Genomic DNA, 17,949 nt, shown 5'->3' with positions numbered 1-17,949 from the left:
GGAAAACAATCAGATTGCGATTGAATGGGATTGTAAAGGAAATTGGAGGTCGGTGCAGCCATAAGCCGGCGTATTCGACTCCGAAAGAAGCGCAGCTTGTGCACACAATTCCAACCCTACCCCATCTTTGTGCAACTGTTTGTCCACACGGGCTCGAAGCTGCTTCATCGCATCGAGGTCAATTCGGATAGTTCTCGCGAATCAGAACTGTCCGATTAAGCGCATCTGCCGCTTCGAGAATCTTAGGCCGCAGGTCTGGATCGATCTGGTGCGTCCTCCACTCGGCCAAACACCGAGAACGCGGAAAAGTATTTCCCCTATTCCTCATATTGCGGGGTTATGCGAAAATCCAGAGGAACGGCGCCAACGAACACCCCATTTTGCTCTCTCGAGAATTCATGAAGAACCTTGCCGTCTATCTCGTGATCATCTTTGCGGCCGCAACAGGCGTCGCGCAGAATGTCGGAGGAGCGCTGCGGGGGTCGCTGCAGGATGCGACCGGGGCCAGAATCGGCGACGCCACTATCGTCGTCTATGCGCCGACCGACGAAGAGCGCCGTTCTGTTCGAAGTGATAGTCATGGATTGTTTCGCATTGACGACCTGGCTCCCGGCAAATATCGCGTTGTAGCGACGGCGCCAGGATTTGCCGAAGCAGCCGCCGATGTCTCCGTCTCCGTCAGCAGTAGTCGCGACATCACCATAACCATGCGTCCGGCCGCGGTGCAGGCGGCTGTTGGCGTTCACGCGCTGGGATCGTCGATCGCCACGCAGCCCATCGATCTTGCCAGCCAGACCCACCAAAGCGTGATTACCGCGCACGATCTCGAGTCGCTCCCCCTGGCGGAGCGCAGCTTCGCCAACATCGCTTATCTTGCACCTGGCACAGAGCCCGTCGAGCCGTCTGACCCCACCAAAGCGCGCATTACCGCTGTCTCCACAGGCGGCAGCTCAGGCTTGAACAACGAGCTTTCCGTCGACGGAGCCGATAACTCCGACGATTACATTGGCGGATTTCTGCAGAATTTCTCGCCCGATTCGATCCAGGAATTTGCCGTTCGTACCGCGCAGGAAGATGCCGACACCGGCGGTACCACCGCTGGTTCCGTGGTGATTACAACCAAACGTGGAACCAATGAGTGGCATGGCGACGCGGCTTTTTACGAGCGCGCGGCGCCTCTCAACGCGCGTTTTCCCATCGAGAATCCTGCTCCGAATCCCAAACAGCCATTCTCCCGCCAAAACTACGTCGCCGCGTTGGGCGGCCCCGTTCGGCGACAGAAGCTATGGTTTTTCGCCGACTTTGAACTGATCCATGAGGATGCCAGTATTGTCTACAGTCCCGCAAACAACATGCAGTTCGATGCCCTCGCCGCAATCGCTGCCGACGGCCTCATTCCCGGTGTCCCATCCATTTCCATTCCCGCAAATGTGCCGATTCCGTTTCGAGACGCCTTCGCCTCTTTACGTTTCGATTGGGAACAATCCGCGAAGTCCTCGTGGTTTCTGCGCAGCTCGGTGGACAACTACACCACGCATAACAATCTGGTTGAGCAGGGAACTCTGCCCTCCACCGGCCTGTTGACTCACAACAATTATCTCGACCTGGCAGTCAGCAACCAGATCATCTTTAGTCCTACGTGGTTAGGCAGACTCGTCCTCGGCGCGAGTGGCTTGCATCTCACGCAGCAGCGCAATTCGAATCTTGGATTCGCACTGGCCTTTCCCTTCAGTTCGACAGCACTTACTGTCTCTGGATTCGAGACATTCGGCGATAATCAATTCGCCACGCCTGTTACCTTCTTTCCGTCTGAACGCAATCAGCAGAAGTATCAGCTCCGCTACGACGTCACCAATGCGCGCGCCCGTCATGCCATCAAATTCGGCGTCGACTTTGTTCATGAACCCGTTCTTGGCGGTACGTTTCCGAGCAATAACGAGACTCTCTATCAGTTTCCGCAAAATCCTGACTACTACAACGCAAGTGCAGACAACCTGTCCCAGTTTGCGTCGGACATGCAGGCCGGCGCGTCGACCACAAACCTCGGCGGAGGCTTCTCGCAGAATGTCCAGCGCCTCGCGTTGTATGTCGAAGATTCTCTGCGCGCGACAAAAAGCCTGACCCTGAACTATGGCCTGCGTTACGGCGCTACATTCGGGTTGCTTGATGCGTCGGGTCGAACACAGCAGGACAATCCGGCTTACCTCACCCTCAAAGCGCTTAACATTCCGCTAGTCACCAGTGCACCCCGCGACGATCGTAAACAATTCGGGCCTCGGCTCGGCATTTCGTATGCTCCCGGTGCGGGGGGCAATACCGTGTGGCGCGCCGGCTTTGGACTCTATGCCGACGACCTCGCACAGACCGGATGGGCCACGGCATTCCAGGCCGTCAACATCGCCGCTGGCCCCTGCGTAGATCCCGTCGCAAACCCGGGCGGCGATGAAAACAGCGGCTGCCTTCCCGGTTCGGCATCCGGCGGAAGCGGCAACCTTATAAGCTCAAACTACAAGACACCCTACGCGATCCATATCACCGGAGGTGTCGAGCATTCCTTTCGCTCTGGTTGGTCTCTTAGCGCCGATTACACCCACGAGCAGGGGAACCACGGCTATCGGTCCTATGGTTATAGCGGCGGAACAAACCTGATTACTCCATTATCGGCATCTTCCAATCCAGACCAGTTTGCGTTTGTTCCGGATATGAATGTTTTTCACTCCGACAATCGCTCCAGTTACAATGCACTAATGCTCCACTTACAAGGTCAGGTCTCGCGGAAGCTCACGCTCATCGCAAACTACACCTTGGCCAATGCGCAAACCTGGGGCTGCGTACTCGGTGAGGTCTTCGATTATGTCAACGGCGTCTGCAATCCCCTCGACCCATTCGGACCCGGCGATTATGGTCCGTCTGGCGAGGATGTCCGCCATCGCTTCGTTTTGGCAGGAACCTGGCGGACCCCTCTGGGAATGGAAGTAAGTACCCTCACACAGGCCGAGAGCGCACGGCCGTTCACCATCACCACGGCCGATAATTCGGGCCGCATCCAGATCAACGGCGTTACCACCGCACTCGACCAGTTCCGCGGCACGCCATACATCCAGGCGGACGTCCGAGTCGCCCGTCCCTTCAGATTGGGCGACAACAATACAATTACCCCGTTCGCGGAGTTCTTCAATCTTTTCAATCGCAATAACCCCGGCGCCAACTACGTGACAAACATCGCGTCTCTTCCGGTTCCGGTCGATCAAGCCCAGTCGGGCAATATCACCGACATCTGTTCCGACGCCTCATGTACAGCAACGAGGCCCATCGACAATCCAAACCAGTTACGTGTTCCCGGTGGTGGTCTGGGCGATTTCTTTGGCCCGGGAACCACTGTCGGCATACCATTTGCCGCACAGCTGGGAGTCCGGCTGACCTTTTGATCGAACTGCACCTTCTGCCTTTGGCCGCTCGACTCGAGCGCCGGCGCTCATGTCGACTCATTTCAGAGCTGGCGTTTAAATTGCTGAAGTTGGCCAAGTCCAGCTCGGAAAATCGCTTCAAAAGGGCCTGAACGAAATGGCCGGGATGGCTCGGAAGCGCATCTAACCACCAGATGCAATTTCGCAGACCAGAGAGTCGAGCTTTGCGCGGGTTGATCCGAAGGCTGACGAGACCATCCCGATGGACAAGCCTGTTTGCAACTGCAATTTTCCTGCCCGTCCTTTCTTTGACCGCGCAGGTAGCGCCTCCGCAACAATCGACTTCCAGCCCGCAGAGTGCGACCGTTCCGCTCAATCCAAACGATCCGAGGCGGCCGGAGATCCAGCCCAGCCTGTCTGTTGACCGCGATCCGGTGCCTTCCCCGGATGTGGAGAATCCCGAAGTGACCGCGGCGTCTCCCGAGATTCCGACCCACGGATCTGAGCTTGAGAAGGGCAAGAACGGCATTTATACGCTCCATGAAAACGTCGACGAAGTTCTCCTCAACTGTACCGTGATTGACGAGAAAGGGCGTCCTGTCGAGGACCTCACACAGAAGGATTTTCGCGTGTGGGAAGACAACGCGCCGCAGCGCACCAGCTCCTTCCGTCACCAGGATCTTCCCGTCTCAATGGGGATCCTCGTGGACAACTCCGGCTCCATGCGCGACAAGCGCACCGCCGTGAATGGAGCTGCGATGAACCTGCTGCGCGAATCAAACCCCAAAGACGCAGCATTCGTCGTCAATTTCAACGATCGTGCCTATCTCGATCAGGGTTTTACCTCCGACCTGGTGGCACTGCATCGGGGCCTCGCCCATTTTGATACGCGAGGAACCACGGCGCTGTACGACGCGGTGGCCGCTTCCGCCGACGAGTTGTCAAAACACGCAAAGTTCGAAAAGCAAGTGCTGCTCATCGTGTCGGACGGCGCGGACAATGCATCGAGGCTAAACGAGCAGGAGGCCATCCGGCGCGTCCAGAATCTTGGAGGCCCCGTGGTTTACACCATCGGATTGCTTTACGACTCCAGCCCAAGAGAATACCAGCGCGCTCGCGAATCGCTTCAATCGCTTTCCGACGACACCGGCGGCATCGCCTATTTCCCGCGCTCACTCGGTGAAGTCGACAAGATCGCGTCGGAGGTTGCTGAGGACATCCGCAATCAATACACGGTCGGATACCACTCTACGAAGCCTGTCAGCCTCGGCGGATATCGAGTGGTACACGTCGAAGTCTATTCTCCCCATCACGGCAAACTTACCGTCAGAACACGCCGTGGCTACTACGCTAGTCCCGCAGTGGTCGATCAAACCGCCCAAGGCACTGCCCGGCCTCTGAATCAATAGCCAAATGCGATTCACAAAATTCGCCGTGCATCCCATGTCTCGCCTTTGGCGATCTGGAGCCGGCCTCAAGGATTCGGAGTTTCAGCACCAAGCTTAGTCCCGCCCGTTGTAGCAGCGTTCGTAAGTTACACCGCCGCGTTCTGCCGCCCGAACGAATCCGCTGGATTTCGACACACGATTCGGACGACGGTGGAAACTGGCGAAGATGATGGAGCCAATCAGAGATGGTCCCGCCGGTCGCAAGAGGCCACATTACTCAATGGGCACGGCTTGCGCCGTGCCCGATCGATTCAAGAGCCGTTAGAGCTTTCGCGATTGACGAACTCAAATCTCTAGTGAAGGTGAAAATCGATTTCCACCACGATCTTAACAGCGACTGGGTGCCCCTGGTACATGGCCGGTCTGAATTTGTACTGCCGCATAGCCTCGACCGCTTTTTCATCCAGGCCCATTCCGAGATGGCGAGTAACCCGGATGTTTTGGGGATTGCCTTCAGCATCGACAATGAGCTGAAGAGCAACGGTGCCCTGGAGATTGGCTGACCGCGCCTGTTCTGAGAATTCAGGCTGCACCGAGTGAATCACAGCCGGTGCACTCACCCCACCGCCCACGTTCATCAATCCGCCGCCGTATCCTCCTCCGCTTCCCGGTCCGGCACCGATTCCATGACCCGAGCCCAGCCCGCCGCCAAGCCCGCTTCCAAATCCTGAGCCGCTGCCGTTGCCCTGTGAGGCGAGTGCGATCTGCGGTGAATTGCTGATGCCAATATTCAGCATCTTTGGATTGTCCGGAATCCTCACCTGCTCTGTCGGTTCAACCGCAAGCTTCGGCCGTTCGAGCCGCACCAGTTGCGGGGCATTCATCTGCACTTTTGCAACTTCTGGCGCTTTGCCTCTCGTCGGCGGAATCGGCTGATGCGCTCCTCCTCCTCCTCCTCCTCCTGCCTTCGCCGCTACCGGCAAAATCTTCGGCGGAGGTGGAGCTGGCGCAAAGAGTTTGAAGTCCACATGCATCACCGTGGCCTCATGCACGATCACTGGATGCATCCTCATTCCAAGCCATAGTACAAGGCCGATCACAACGGCATGAAAAACTGCTGAGACGATTCGCGACCTCGGACTGCGCTCCTCGAGTGCGGTGTCCAGGTTGCCGAACGTCGGCACTCTCATTGTCAAAGGAGCAACTGGCCTCGGTATCGGACGCGCGTGCACAAGATAAAGAGGATGCGCCTCTTCAGCGTCATGGTCCAGCAGATCGACTGCCAGCGATGACGAGTTGTACAAATCCGCCTGCCGGGTTGTGTTTCCCAAACTGCTTGAAAACGGCCTGAGTCTTGAGACAGATTTTCTTGTTCTTGGTTCAAAATCACCCATAATCTACGCCGGTGTAATGAGGCCTCCGGCCCCCCTCTCCTGATTAGTCGAACCAAAGAATCGCTTTTACCTTCAAAACGACCTCACAGCTCCGGCGCTTTTCTTACATGGCCCGAGTTGAAGAAATATCACCAGATACCTTTATCGCTTCCCGTGATCTTCTGTCCTACAAGCGCGGCGGTTGCCAGCCACGGCAAAAGACTCAAACGAGCACCACTTTCAAACTGTCGACGCCGAATCACTTTCGCCAATTGCGAACCGTAAAGTTTGGCAGACTGCGGCAGAATCGGAACACGAAGGAAATCGTTCGCAAAGTAGACTTCCTTGCCGCGGAAACGCGCTACCGCCAATACCCAATTCGGTATGTCCAAGGGAGTTCCACGATAACGTTCTACGTAATCCGAAACGATTGCCAAATAGGTCGTCACGCCTTCCCAAATTCCAGCTGTCGCGGCGGCTACATAAAGATCGTCGTAATCGATACTCCCCGTCTCGACGAGGAGCGCGCTGTCGACAATGTCGCAAAGGCGAAAATAGAAGTGGCGATACATGCGCTGCAGTGTCGAGACCATCAGCCGATCAGAGATCGCCGGCACGCGGAACAGCAGCTCATCGATCGAGATGCACCGCGTCCTGTCCAATAAGGAGTCCGCAATGGCGAACTGCTCGCCCATCTGTCCAAGTCGGCCGATATGGATTTCGACAAGTTCCGGCAATCTTGGGACAATGAAATTCCATTTGCAGGCAAGCCGGTCGCCCCAGCTCCGCGATGCAGGGCGCGCCCCAAATTCTTTCTCCATTAGCCGAATGACCTCTTCAGGCTTCGCATTCGTGTAAAGGTCAAGGTCGCTGCCGAGGTCAGGCCAGTGATCCAAGGACTTGATCACTGCAACGCGGAGTTGTTGACGCGTGAATGCGTCGCAAATCAGCGAAAGGTAGGAAAGCGCCGCTTTAATGCGCGCCCGTTCCCCAGAAAGGCAAACCTCAGCCCACGAAGTCCGAATCACATCTCCGGCTTGAAGAGCGGCCTCTCTAAAGGCATCAAGCCCGCGCACGAGAACATGGTTCGTTTCAGCCAACGCGACCATGCAGTCGAATTCAGATCGTGAAAGTTCAACCGCCTCTTTCTTCAATTCCGCGGAGAAGACGTTGTCGGTGCTGTCCGCGTGCCTCGGTGGAAGCACAAGGCGAGAGAGAAGTTGCAGCGACCGATGAGCAGGAGATTGCGTGCAGTTCTTTATCATTGGCGAAGGCTCGTTTAGTGCGGTTGATGTGCTTGCTGCTGCGGCAATTGCGGCACCGCTGAAGGCGATGAAGAAGGCGCAGGTTTCGGCGAATCGGTAGGCCGGCTTGGGGTCGAACCGGAATCACCGCGCGGAGTTAGCTCGACTGGGCCCGTCTGCCGTCGCCTCTGCTGGCTGTAGATTTCAAGGGCATCATCGATCTTGTCATTGCTGTCGGTTGCCACTGCGTTCAGCCTTCTGCCTTCTGCCGAGAGATGGGTCGCAAAGCCAACGCGTGTCCCCGCATTGTCAGCGCGTTGCGCTTTTTCGTAGTAAAACTGCGCCGATTCCAAGTCGCCATCCTTTTCCGCAACGTACCCGAGATTGTTTAGCGTGAAGGCGCTGGTCGGATCAAGCGAGTAGGCACGAAGAAAGTCTTTTCGCGCTGAGGCCCAGTCGTTCTGGTTCACCTCGAAGATTCCGTGTATGGTATACATCTCCGCTTGCGCTTCGACGGTGCCGCCGTCGCGAATGCGCCTTTCAAGACGCCTCGCACTCGCGGCTGCCATCTCGCTCACTGATTTCCCGCGCCATGACTGGTCGAAGGTTACTTCGGCAGGTTCGGGAGAATTCAAAGCTGCGGCTGCACGATAGTATCGAATCGCGCCCTCCAGGTCGCCTGTGGCTTCGCTGGCGACGCCAAGATTATTGAGTGTGAAGGCGTTTTGCGGAGCGAGCGGCAGAATCTGTTTGAGCAGCCCAAGGGCCTCAAAGCCGCGATTCTGTGCGAGCAACCGCATCGCCTGAATGTTCGAGCGGTTCACGCGCATCGGCGCGTCCTTCAGGTTGATCAATGCGTCGCGCATCGGCTTGCCCTCAAGATGCTTCGCATTGCTCAAATCGATGCTCGCATTCGATCCCTGTTCCGACGCCAGTTGGTAGAACTGGTTGGCGTGATCGAGGTCGCCTTCCAGCTCAGACACATAGCCAAGATTGTTCAGCGTGAAAGGGTCTGCGGGATCATACAGGTATGCCTTGTAGAAAAGCGCTTCAGCGCTCTTGTAGTCATGCTTTTCAACGGCTTTGACGCCCTCCCGATTCAGACGCTGAACCGGCGTTAGCTCGCTGCGCCTCGGAATCTTGATGACTCTGCCCTCAGCCGCCCACAACAGCGAGAGCCCCGACCCGGCGGCAAGAGCAATATAGGCAAATATCTTGGAATATGAGTATTGCAACAAACTCTCCTGTTGAGCTTTAGACCTCGACCCGGATTGGGTCGGAACATATCTGTACATTTGGTTAGATGCCCAATCGTCATCTGTGTTGCTCTGCCATGGGGAGGGATTTTGAGGACGAGACCACGAATTACATCCAAATCTCATCCAATCAACTGTCTGGTAATTCGGAAACTTAACAGGTGTTCGAGAATGAAGAGAGTTTGTGAATTCGCTCTTGTGAGTCTGTTTGTCCTTGCATCCTCGGGCATGATCCACTCACAGGCAGCTGGCGCCATCGCGGTCGATTCGGACCTGAATGCGGCCGGCGCACATGACAATGTTTCGACAATGCCACCGCTGCCAAGCGGGAAAAGCACGATTCTGGGCGGTGCTATCCACGACGTCGATCCGGTGCTTGATCGCTTTACTCTCAGAATCGTTGGGGAAAAGCCAATCAGAATCCTGTTTGACGAGAGAACACAGATCTTCGTCGACGGTAAGAAGATCCCCTTGCGCGACCTGCGCCCCGCCAGCCACGCGTCGGTACAGACAACGCTGGACGGCACTTCGGTATTCGCCCTGAGTGTGCACATCCTCTCCCAGCTGCAGCAGGGGTCCTACCGAGGCGAAGTTATGAGCTACAACCCTTCGACGGGCGACCTCGAACTCGCCGGCGGCCAGGGTGGAGAACCGATCCGCTTTAAAGTTTCCAAAGACGCGACCTTTGCTCGCAAGGGTCAGGGAAACTTTGTCGCATCGTCATCGGGTCCTTCCGACCTGCAAAAGGGAAGCCTCGTGTCCATTGACTTCGAGCCCGACGGCAATGGCCGCGGCACCATCACCAAGGTTACGGTTCTGGCGATACCCGGCTCGCAATTCGTCTTCAGTGGAAATCTAATTGCTCTAGACATGCACACCGGCACCATGGTTTTGCTTGACCCCACAAACAATCAGAGCTATCAGATCGAGTTCAATTCCGGCAGCATGGCATCCATGCCAGATGTTCGTCCAGGCCAACGCGTGCGCGTTGCAGCGGAATACGACGGAACGCGTTATCTCGCCCATAACGTGACCGCGTACTGATAGGCTTCGGGCGATTCTGAATCGCGGCATTCTCATTGCTCGGCCTTCCCGGACTTATTAGCTGGAGATGCTGGCGGCGCGAAACTCGTCGGCGTGCAAGGATCGCTGGCGAAGGAACTCGCCGAAACCGGAGCGGGCGGCGTCGGCGGTGTCTGCCACGGAACCTTGCTGAAGTCAAAAAACTCCAGCAGGTTTGGTTGTGCGGCATCGCGCGCGGTCAGGTGTGCCGAACTGCCAATGAATTGGTTCTCCACAAATTTGATGATCGCTGTGTTATCCATCGGTGTGTGAGATACGTAATGCCGCCGCGTAAATGGCGAGATGATGATGTTAGGTAACCGAAACCCCAGTTGCGCCGCGAAGCCTTGGGCCGCTGCGGCATCTAATGGATTCGCGCCGGGGTCGGTAGCAGAAAGATCGCAATGGGTTGTCGGCGTCTCTCCTACTGGCACGCAGGGATTGAACTGATCAGGATTGACGGCAATCTCCGAGATGTCGGCAATCGATCCGAGCGTCGTATCGGTGTAGTCATTCGAATGGCCGGGCACAGGCGGCACATGATCGTAGGGTCCGCCGCCCTCGTCGTAACTGAAGAAGAAAACCGAGTCGTTCCACGACGAGCTCGCCATGAACGAGTTGATGATGTTGGCTACCTGGGCCTGCCCCGCCAGGACAGATTGCCCGGAGCCGGGATGCTCATCGTTGTTTCCGTAGCCGGCTTCGATAAAGGCAAAGCTTGGGAGCGTGCCGTTCGTTAGATCTGTGAAGTATGTCGAAATTGGAGCGATGTGGCTTGTGTCGATACAGAAAGAATTTGTCGAGTCCCCAACCACGCTCGACGCCTGCAGCGGCGGGGTGCAGGCAGCCCCCGTCGGGTTTTCATATACGAATTGCGTTGAGTAGCTCAACGTTGTGAAATCGGTCGCGGGAAAATTTGCATTGGCAGATCCATTGCAGTCGTCGCCAGTCAGGCACAGACCCTGCGTTACGGTGTAATAGATCTTCCACGAAACATTTGCCTGCTGAAGTTCCTGAAAAATGCTCGCAATGTCCAGCTGCGGCAAGTGATCGTTGCCTCCAGGATCCTTGACCAAACCCTGAGTTGTGCCTCCCGTAAACGTTGCAATGCGGTTGCCGATGCTCTTGGTCGCGACCGGAGAGAACCACCGATCCGAAACGGCGAATTGGGAGGCCATGTAGTAGTAGTAGTTCAGAAAAGTCTGGTCATAGTAGCCCATGGCTCGCTTGCCGGTCAGATCGGTGAAGCTCCCTGAACACGTCGCACCGGATGCGGCACAACTCTTTGCATATCCTTCAGCATTATGCACAAACCCGTCCATCGTGATCGGACGCGTTGTCGTGAAATTGTACCGATTGACGTCGCCATAACTTGAAAGCCAATCGGAGCTCTCATCGTCGACGCAGGTGCTCGTGAATTTAAAAAGTGGAAACACGTCGCCTTCGTCATCGCTGTTGCTGATCGAGCCAAGCTTGTCGTCGATGCCGTCCACTTCATAGTCGATGCCGTCATCGCCGATATTCCAGCCGTTTTCTTTGCGATAAGGATTCAGCATGCCGAAGTAGTTGTCGAAGGAGTGATTCTCCTGGAGCATGAAAATCACATGCTTGATAGACTGAAGCGTAGCTGCGGGCTCAACCGTGACAGTGACAGTGGCAGTGACGCTGCCCCCCCCGCCGCCTGTGGCTGTCGCCGTATAGGTGACGGTTGCAGTTGGGCTGACTGACTGCGTTCCGCCGGTCGGCTGAAATGTGTATGAACTGCCATCCGAGCCGATTACCGTCACTTGCGTCGCATTTGTTGCGGTGACCGTCAGAGTCGAAGAAGCGCCGTCGGTGATCGTCGTTGGCGTTGCTGTGATGTTCACCGTCGGTTGGGTCTGAGAGACCGTAACAGTTGCGGTCGCTGAAGCATTGCCCTTGCTGTTCGTCGCGACCGCGGTGTACGTCGTGGTCGTTGATGGCTTCACTGACTGAATTCCACCGCTCGTTGCAAGATTGTACGTCGTGCCATCGCTTCCCGTGACAGTTACCTGCGTCGCATCGATTGCCGTGATGGTAAGTATCGCGGTCTGCCCAACGGCAACTGACGTGGGGTTCGCTGAAATTGTGATCGTGGGGGCCTTCAGAATACTGCTTCCCACGAAAAGAGCACATCCCGAACAAAGGAAGCAGAGAGTTCCGAACACCAAGACAAGGAGAGGAGTGGAAATACTCCTGGTTGAGTGCTCAGTATGCAAGGAATCTCCATTTCTTTCCGAGGGCCTACATCGGCACGCAGCAACCGGAAGCACTTGACGAAAACGGCACCAATCTGACACGGCAGATTGAAAACACTCGCGCACAGCCATCTCAATTGGCGGGCCAGAAGACCTTCGCGCAGGGATTCTCCTGACCTCTTCATGATTCATGCCGGGTTCTATGGCCGATATCTATGCCGTTTTAGGTAATCGATGGCTGCAAATCAACATCACGTTGGATGACACTTCGTGTACGCCAGGATGCCCGATTGAGCAAGTTTTAGAAAGCCGAAATGCTTGCGAAAAATCCATACGGTATCTTCGGCGTTTCCAGGCATTCCGAAACCCCTTACCGGCTGACTCTATCCAGTCTCACGGCCAATCCTCTCAAGAATTCGCGTCACTCCCAATTGGGGGCTCCGTTTCGTCGAGAGTGAGGATTTCGTCCGCCTCTTGAGACACGAGGTGAGGAACTGCGCCGCCCTCGTGAAGCAAAGAAATCCCTGGCTCCAAACCCCATCGCGGTGACCGCCCTCTGCCGAGAGTTCCGTTGCGCCAGGGAATGCGCGACCCGATGAACGCGCCCTCTCGTGACATTGCTCTCTTCGCCTTATGGAGGCGGAACCAGCGGAGGTAGCTTTGAATCACATTCGTCATTGTCATTTGAACACCGGCGATGAAGTTCTGTTCCGCCATCCTGTGCTCCAACTCCGGCGAACGTAAAATGCGGATGATTTGATCCGCCAGATCGCGGGCGTTGCCGATTCTGTAAAAGCGCACCGCCATGCCCTCATCGGTGACCATTCCACGAAAGTCCGGAATGTCTGCACAGACGATAGGCACACCATACTCGCAAGCCTGATGTGCGGGACCGCTCGATCCGGTCGCCGAATCGTAAGGCAACACCAGAACGGACGACGACTGAAACAACTCCGGAATATCGTCTTCCGCAACATATCCGCGAAACTCGATTGGAAGATCCTTCGGTTGCACATCGCGAATGGACTCCCAGTAACCGGCGCGTGTGTGATGGTTTGCGCCGGCTACCACGAGTTTCGCGTTCGGAATCTTTTCGAGGATCTTGGGGAACGCTTCCATCAACGTCTCAAGCCGCTTGTACGTACCCCAATGTCCTATCGCGAGTATGCGCTGATCGGGATTGCCACGATTGCTGAAGTCGGGTGGTGTCGGTGCTGAGGCAAATGTACCGTGTGTGCCCAGCAGGACATTATGCGCGGAATATTTCTTGAGCAGCGTCTTGCGGTAACCAGGAAGCAACACGGAAACTGAGTTTGCGCGCAGAAGCGCACGCGTCGCGAGATCGGTGCCCATGCGGTAAAGACGTTCGCGGCGCACGCCCGCAGCCGCAAAATCTACGTGTTCGATGATGTGGTGCAGAGTAATGTGTGTGTAAAAGCCGGCCGCACGCACCAGCGCCGGCGCGCTAAGCCCGGCGAACGCGGCGAATGGGTTTTCAGGTGTCGCAAAGCTCGAGAAAACCAGGTTAAACCACACCACATCCGGCTTTAGTCTCAGAATTGTGCTGAGGAGTCGCCAGGGGGTAGAAAGCGCGCCGAATCTCCAGCAGCGATTGACTTTAAACCCAGGCAACTCGGCCTGCGAATCGATCTTCAGCGACTCGCCATTCTTGTCCGTCGCAAAGTCACAGCTTGTCAGCTCGTCCGCCAGGATGGTTAGCTCGACATCCGCATGGCGGTTGAGCTCCTTCGCGATGTGGAAGGCGTATTCGTTCAACTGCCTGCCGCTCGGTGGGAATGTTGCTACGAGACAAATTCTCATCAATACTGGCCTTAGAAAATGCTGATTTGAACAAACGGCCTAAACTGCTGATTTTGACTACCGCTAAAGTTGAAAAAGGTTTCTTCTTGAAATCCGGCGGCAAATCGAATCGGGTATTGCAGCACGACCGATCCAGAGTCGTCATGAAACTTGTGCCGGAACGGTCGTGCGTAGGAGATCGAGAAGCCGTTTTGGGTCGCATCGTAAACGTGGAAGCTACGCGTGCTTGAAAAAGCGGTTGATGCCTGGAAATCCCAGTTCCGCTTTGGATTGAATTCAACAGTGAAAGCCGGACGAACGTTCTGCGCAATGGCATATGCGCCACCAACCACGCGCCACGCGCGAAGATCTTCAATCATCCCTCTCAGCAGTAGACGCTCTGAGAAGCGATGCTCCAAGCCGATGTACGACGACGTGTAGAAGTCCTCATAATTCACTGGTGTGAACAGCTTGTCGTTGGCTCCCCAACCTGTAAGGAGAGCCGTCTTTCCCCAGGGCGCGCCCACTCTGAAATCAATGGCCCCGGTCAGTCCGCGAGAGTGCTCGTTAGTGTCTGTAAACGGACCGCTCTCGCGAATAAGGTAACCGCTGGCTGAGATGGCGTTGAAAAACGAACTCGTATCCATGTAAACGAACATGCGAAAAAGATTCTGGTTCATTTGGACCGGCGCCAGGGAATCGCGACGGATTGTTGTCTGGATGCCGCCGCTGAAAGTGATGACATTGGCTCCAAGATTCACGGTTGGGTTCAAGCCAAAGTTAAGCGTGTAATCGGTTGTATCCCTGTTCACAATGGAGTTTGTGGCGGGAACTGAAATTTGTCCGCGCATGTTCCGCACTTGAAAAAACCCGCCTGGCGTTGGCAGGTTTCCGACATGGAGATGGAAGGCATTTGTTGACTCAGTCTGCAGCGACGAGCGCGGCGGCGGAAGAAGTGAAATGTCGGAACTCGGAACAAAGAACGGCGCATCCAGTTTCGAATCGAGTACGTACACGGTCGTGTCCTCAAGAATCGGCTGGATTGAGAATTCCGATAGCACGCTCACCATGGGAGTGACACGAAGCCCCTCGTTCGCACCCGCTTCCAGCAAGCTGGTCGTGGCGGTCTGATCTTCGCCTTCGGCATTGGAGGCCATTGCAAACGAAGTCAGCGCCTGAACATTGTGATGCTCCTGGCGGTAAAGGTTTGCCTGGGCAAGCAGGTACTGATAATCGGGAGCGCTGTCCGCCTCCACCTTGATGGCCGCAAGTTCGGCATTGGCTTTGGTCGTTTCTCCAAGCGCGAGGTAATTGTTCGCAAGTCCAATGCGCACCTGTGTATCGGGCGCACCTGCTGCCTTCGCATGCTGGATATAGTTTTGTGAAAGGCGATAGTCGTGGATGGAGCGGAAGATATCCGCGGCCTCGATGTATTGGCCGCCACTCGGGGGTAGCGCATCGCCGGCCGTGGCCTCCATCAATGCAAGGGCAATCTCTCTTTGAGCATTGTCGTCATGACCTTGCTCAGCCATTGCTTGCGCGATCGCGAGCCGCACATCTACGCGATTACCTTGGGGCAACTGAAGCGCCTTGCGAAAACGATCCATCGCGGCTTTTTGCTCGCCCACGCTACTCAGGGCTTCCCCGGTCGAGACAAGAGTCGCACTCTCCACCGATAGTCCGAAGGGGCCCTTAGGTGACGGTGCTGCCTCGGCTTGCTGTTCCGCAAGTTGCACGTAGTGAAAAGTCTGGTCGCGGTTGTCCAGGTTTGCGTATGAGCGCGCCAGCAGGGCGGAGATGCTCGGATCTGACGGCGAAAAACGTTGAGCGTTCTGCAACTCGTGAATGGCTTCGTGATATCGTCGAGCTGAAAAGAGCGTGTTGGCTAAACCGAAATGAAGAGTCGGATCATCCGGCGAAAACGCCAGTGCAGCCTTGTATTCCTGCGCAGCCTTCGCCAGCATGTCTTCACGGCCGTATGCCGTTGCACAAATGACGTGAACATCCTTGGAGTCGCCCATCAGCTGTTTCGCCATGTTGGCGTGGCGAATGGCCGCCGCCGGCCTGTGAAGGTCGAGATCGGAGTATGCGAGTCCAAGATGAGCTTCGCCATCTTTCGGTTCCCGCTTGAGCGCTGCTTCGAAGTCAGTCGCAGCCGCATCAGGCTTGTGCAGATCATTGAGCATGTAGCCGCGGTTTACGTAAGCCGTAACCACGTTGGGATCCCGCTTGAGCGCTTCGGTAAAGTCCTCTTCAGCCTTCCGGGATTCGCCTTGGTGCTTATGGACATACCCCATCAAAAGGGGAATGTCCGGTTCTTGAGGCAATACGGTTTCATACTCCTCCGTCAATGCGAGCAATTCATCCCATTGCTCAAGATGCAGCAGATCGTATCCGAGATAGACAACCACATCGCGGTCGCGTGGCAACCCCTTCATCGCCTCCTGCCCAAGCTGTGCCGATCGCCGGTAATCGCCTTTAAACGTGAGATACCGCTCCTCTTCACGAAGTAGGACTGGCTCCTGCACCATCTCTGGCGTGGAGCGGCCTAGCCATTTTCCGGCCGTCGGCAGATCATGTGCCTCAATTGCAGCGTTCATGCCTCCGGCCACAGCAAGCGCGTTCTTCGGATCCAACTCAAACGCCTTCTCATAGGCGGCCTCTGCGGGCTTGAAACGCTTTCGCGCGGTATACAGGTCTCCCAGTGCCAGGTGGGGCACATACAGGTTGGGATCTACCTGGGCGAGGTGCTGAAAGTACTTCTCCGCATCCGCGTCTTTCCCCGCCGCGCGCGATGCGTAGCCAAGAGAAGCAAGTGCAAACCGGCTTTTCGAATCGATCTCCAGAATCTTCTTGTAGGTTGTGATGGCCTCCTCGGTTCGACCCAGCTTCATCAGCACGTCGCCGTTCAGTTGCAGTCCGTTCGGATTGTTCGCGTCAATGCCAAGTGCCTCTTTCACGTCTGCAAGCGCCCCGTTGAAGTTGCCCAATCCCAACTTGATCTGCGCACGCAGTCGAAGAAAAGGTGCTCTGCTCGGGCCCTGATCGTCGATTTTGCCGATCTTTTCCTGTGCAATCTCGACCTCATGCCGCGCCGCTGCATCATCGCGCTGCGCGCGATAAAGCTCTGACAAATCCATATGAAGCTGAATCCCGTACAGAGGGCCCTCCGCGGGCTCCGCCGGCAGATTCGCAATTGCAGCTTTGTATTCGTTGACGGCATCGCCTTCCTTGTCTTGTATCCGGTCTATCTCGCCGCGAATTGCGTGCATCCGGTAGGAGTTGCCGTCAATCTGCTCTGCGCGCTTCAAATAAGATTGGGCTCGCTCGATCGACCCGGCCCCCACCTGTGCCTGCGCAGCCGATAGCTGCAATTCCAGGTCTTTGGGCAACTTGTTGGCTGCTTGTGCATACAATGCTGCAGACTCGTTGAGCTTGCCGTCGAGCTGATACGTGTACGCAAGCTCTGCCGTGACATCAGGCTTTGGATTGTGAATTACTTTCAGAGCCGCAATGGCCTCTGGATATTTGCCGACCTGGCGAAAATATCCGGCCATCGACCGCTGCACCTCAGGATTGTCAGGAGCGTGCTTCTTGGCAGCTTCAAGATACCGATTCGACAGGTCCAGCTTTTTCTCGTGCTCGTAGCAAATAGCCATCAGCAACTCTGACCGTGCGTCGGGATGAGAGCGCTCTGCACGACCCAAAGCATCGAGAGCGGAGTCGTAATTGCCTGAGCGCATGTAAAGATCGCCCAGCACAAGCGCATCGTTCGCACGCCGCGGATCGGCGGCAAGTACCTGCTTCAGCAATCGCTCCGCGTCGTCGTTTTTGCCCATCGCAGAGTACGACTGCGCGAGTCCCGAAAGTCCTTCGAGGGATGACGGGCTTAGCCTCAATCCATGGGAGTAGGCGTCGACAGACTGCTGATATCGAGTATTTAACCGTCCCGCATAGCCGAGCAAAAACCACAGCTGCGGATCATTCGGGGCTGCCTGCGTGGCGCGTTGCGCGTATTTCAGCGCCTCGACTCGATCACCGCGTTCGAGCGCCTGTTGTGCGGCGTGAGCTAGGCGCGCGTTCTCGATGCTTGAACCCCATCCCAGTTCAGGCTGTGCATTGTTTTGTTGATGCTGTGAAGGTCTCGAATTGTCGGGCCCAACTTGATATGTCTGCGCGAGCACCGCACAACCTCCCGCA

General features: G+C 56.1%; 10 protein-coding genes. 4 read left to right on the top strand and 6 right to left on the bottom strand.

Annotated features, from left to right (window positions below):
- Nucleotides 1-398 precede the first annotated feature (398 nt).
- Both WCA10_RS19630 and WCA10_RS19625 read left to right on the top strand, forming a co-directional pair.
- The gene (locus WCA10_RS19630; RefSeq protein WP_472824215.1) at nucleotides 399-3,428 is read left to right on the top strand and encodes a TonB-dependent receptor; all 3,030 of its coding nucleotides are present in this window, start codon (nucleotides 399-401) and stop codon (nucleotides 3,426-3,428) included.
- Between the two features lie 203 nt (nucleotides 3,429-3,631).
- On the top strand, nucleotides 3,632-4,816 hold the full coding sequence (locus WCA10_RS19625; protein WP_472824214.1) for a VWA domain-containing protein: 1,185 nt from the start codon (nucleotides 3,632-3,634) through the stop codon (nucleotides 4,814-4,816).
- A 332-nt stretch (nucleotides 4,817-5,148) separates the two neighbouring features.
- Here the strand turns inward: WCA10_RS19625 and WCA10_RS19620 are convergent, their stop codons facing one another.
- The 3 genes from WCA10_RS19620 to WCA10_RS19610 form a co-directional block, all read right to left on the bottom strand.
- On the bottom strand, nucleotides 5,149-5,862 hold the full coding sequence (locus WCA10_RS19620; protein ID WP_472824213.1) for an energy transducer TonB: 714 nt from the start codon (nucleotides 5,860-5,862) through the stop codon (nucleotides 5,149-5,151).
- A gap of 455 nt (nucleotides 5,863-6,317) precedes the next feature.
- Nucleotides 6,318-7,277, bottom strand: a complete 960-nt coding sequence (locus tag WCA10_RS19615; RefSeq protein ID WP_472824212.1) for a hypothetical protein — start codon at nucleotides 7,275-7,277, stop codon at nucleotides 6,318-6,320.
- Nucleotides 7,278-7,447: 170 nt separating this feature from the next.
- A complete protein-coding gene (locus WCA10_RS19610) occupies nucleotides 7,448-8,647 on the bottom strand; it encodes a tetratricopeptide repeat protein (RefSeq protein ID WP_472824211.1) in 1,200 nt (399 codons plus the stop codon).
- Nucleotides 8,648-8,839: 192 nt separating this feature from the next.
- Between WCA10_RS19610 and WCA10_RS19605 the strand changes: the two genes are divergently transcribed.
- A complete protein-coding gene (locus WCA10_RS19605; RefSeq protein WP_472824210.1) occupies nucleotides 8,840-9,712 on the top strand; it encodes a hypothetical protein in 873 nt (290 codons plus the stop codon).
- Between the two features lie 32 nt (nucleotides 9,713-9,744).
- Here WCA10_RS19605 and WCA10_RS19600 read toward each other — a convergent pair whose 3' ends face one another.
- Nucleotides 9,745-11,874, bottom strand: coding sequence for an alkaline phosphatase family protein (locus WCA10_RS19600; protein ID WP_472824209.1), 2,130 nt, complete (start codon nucleotides 11,872-11,874; stop codon nucleotides 9,745-9,747).
- A 77-nt stretch (nucleotides 11,875-11,951) separates the two neighbouring features.
- On the opposite strand from WCA10_RS19600, the gene WCA10_RS19595 reads away from it, so the two are divergent.
- Entirely contained in the window at nucleotides 11,952-12,125 is a 174-nt protein-coding gene (locus WCA10_RS19595) for a hypothetical protein (protein WP_472824208.1), read from the top strand.
- Nucleotides 12,126-12,357: 232 nt separating this feature from the next.
- Here the strand turns inward: WCA10_RS19595 and WCA10_RS19590 are convergent, their stop codons facing one another.
- Together WCA10_RS19590 and WCA10_RS19585 are read right to left on the bottom strand one after the other, a co-directional pair.
- Nucleotides 12,358-13,725, bottom strand: a complete 1,368-nt coding sequence (locus WCA10_RS19590; RefSeq protein WP_472824207.1) for a glycosyltransferase — start codon at nucleotides 13,723-13,725, stop codon at nucleotides 12,358-12,360.
- 56 nt (nucleotides 13,726-13,781) lie between these two features.
- Entirely contained in the window at nucleotides 13,782-17,933 is a 4,152-nt protein-coding gene (locus tag WCA10_RS19585) for a tetratricopeptide repeat protein (RefSeq protein WP_472824206.1), read from the bottom strand.
- Nucleotides 17,934-17,949 lie beyond the last annotated feature (16 nt).

This window comes from Occallatibacter sp. (assembly GCF_049582745.1).
GTDB lineage: Bacteria > Acidobacteriota > Terriglobia > Terriglobales > Acidobacteriaceae > Telmatobacter.
Note: the sequence above shows the minus strand (reverse complement) of the source record. Positions and strands in the feature narration are given on the sequence as shown.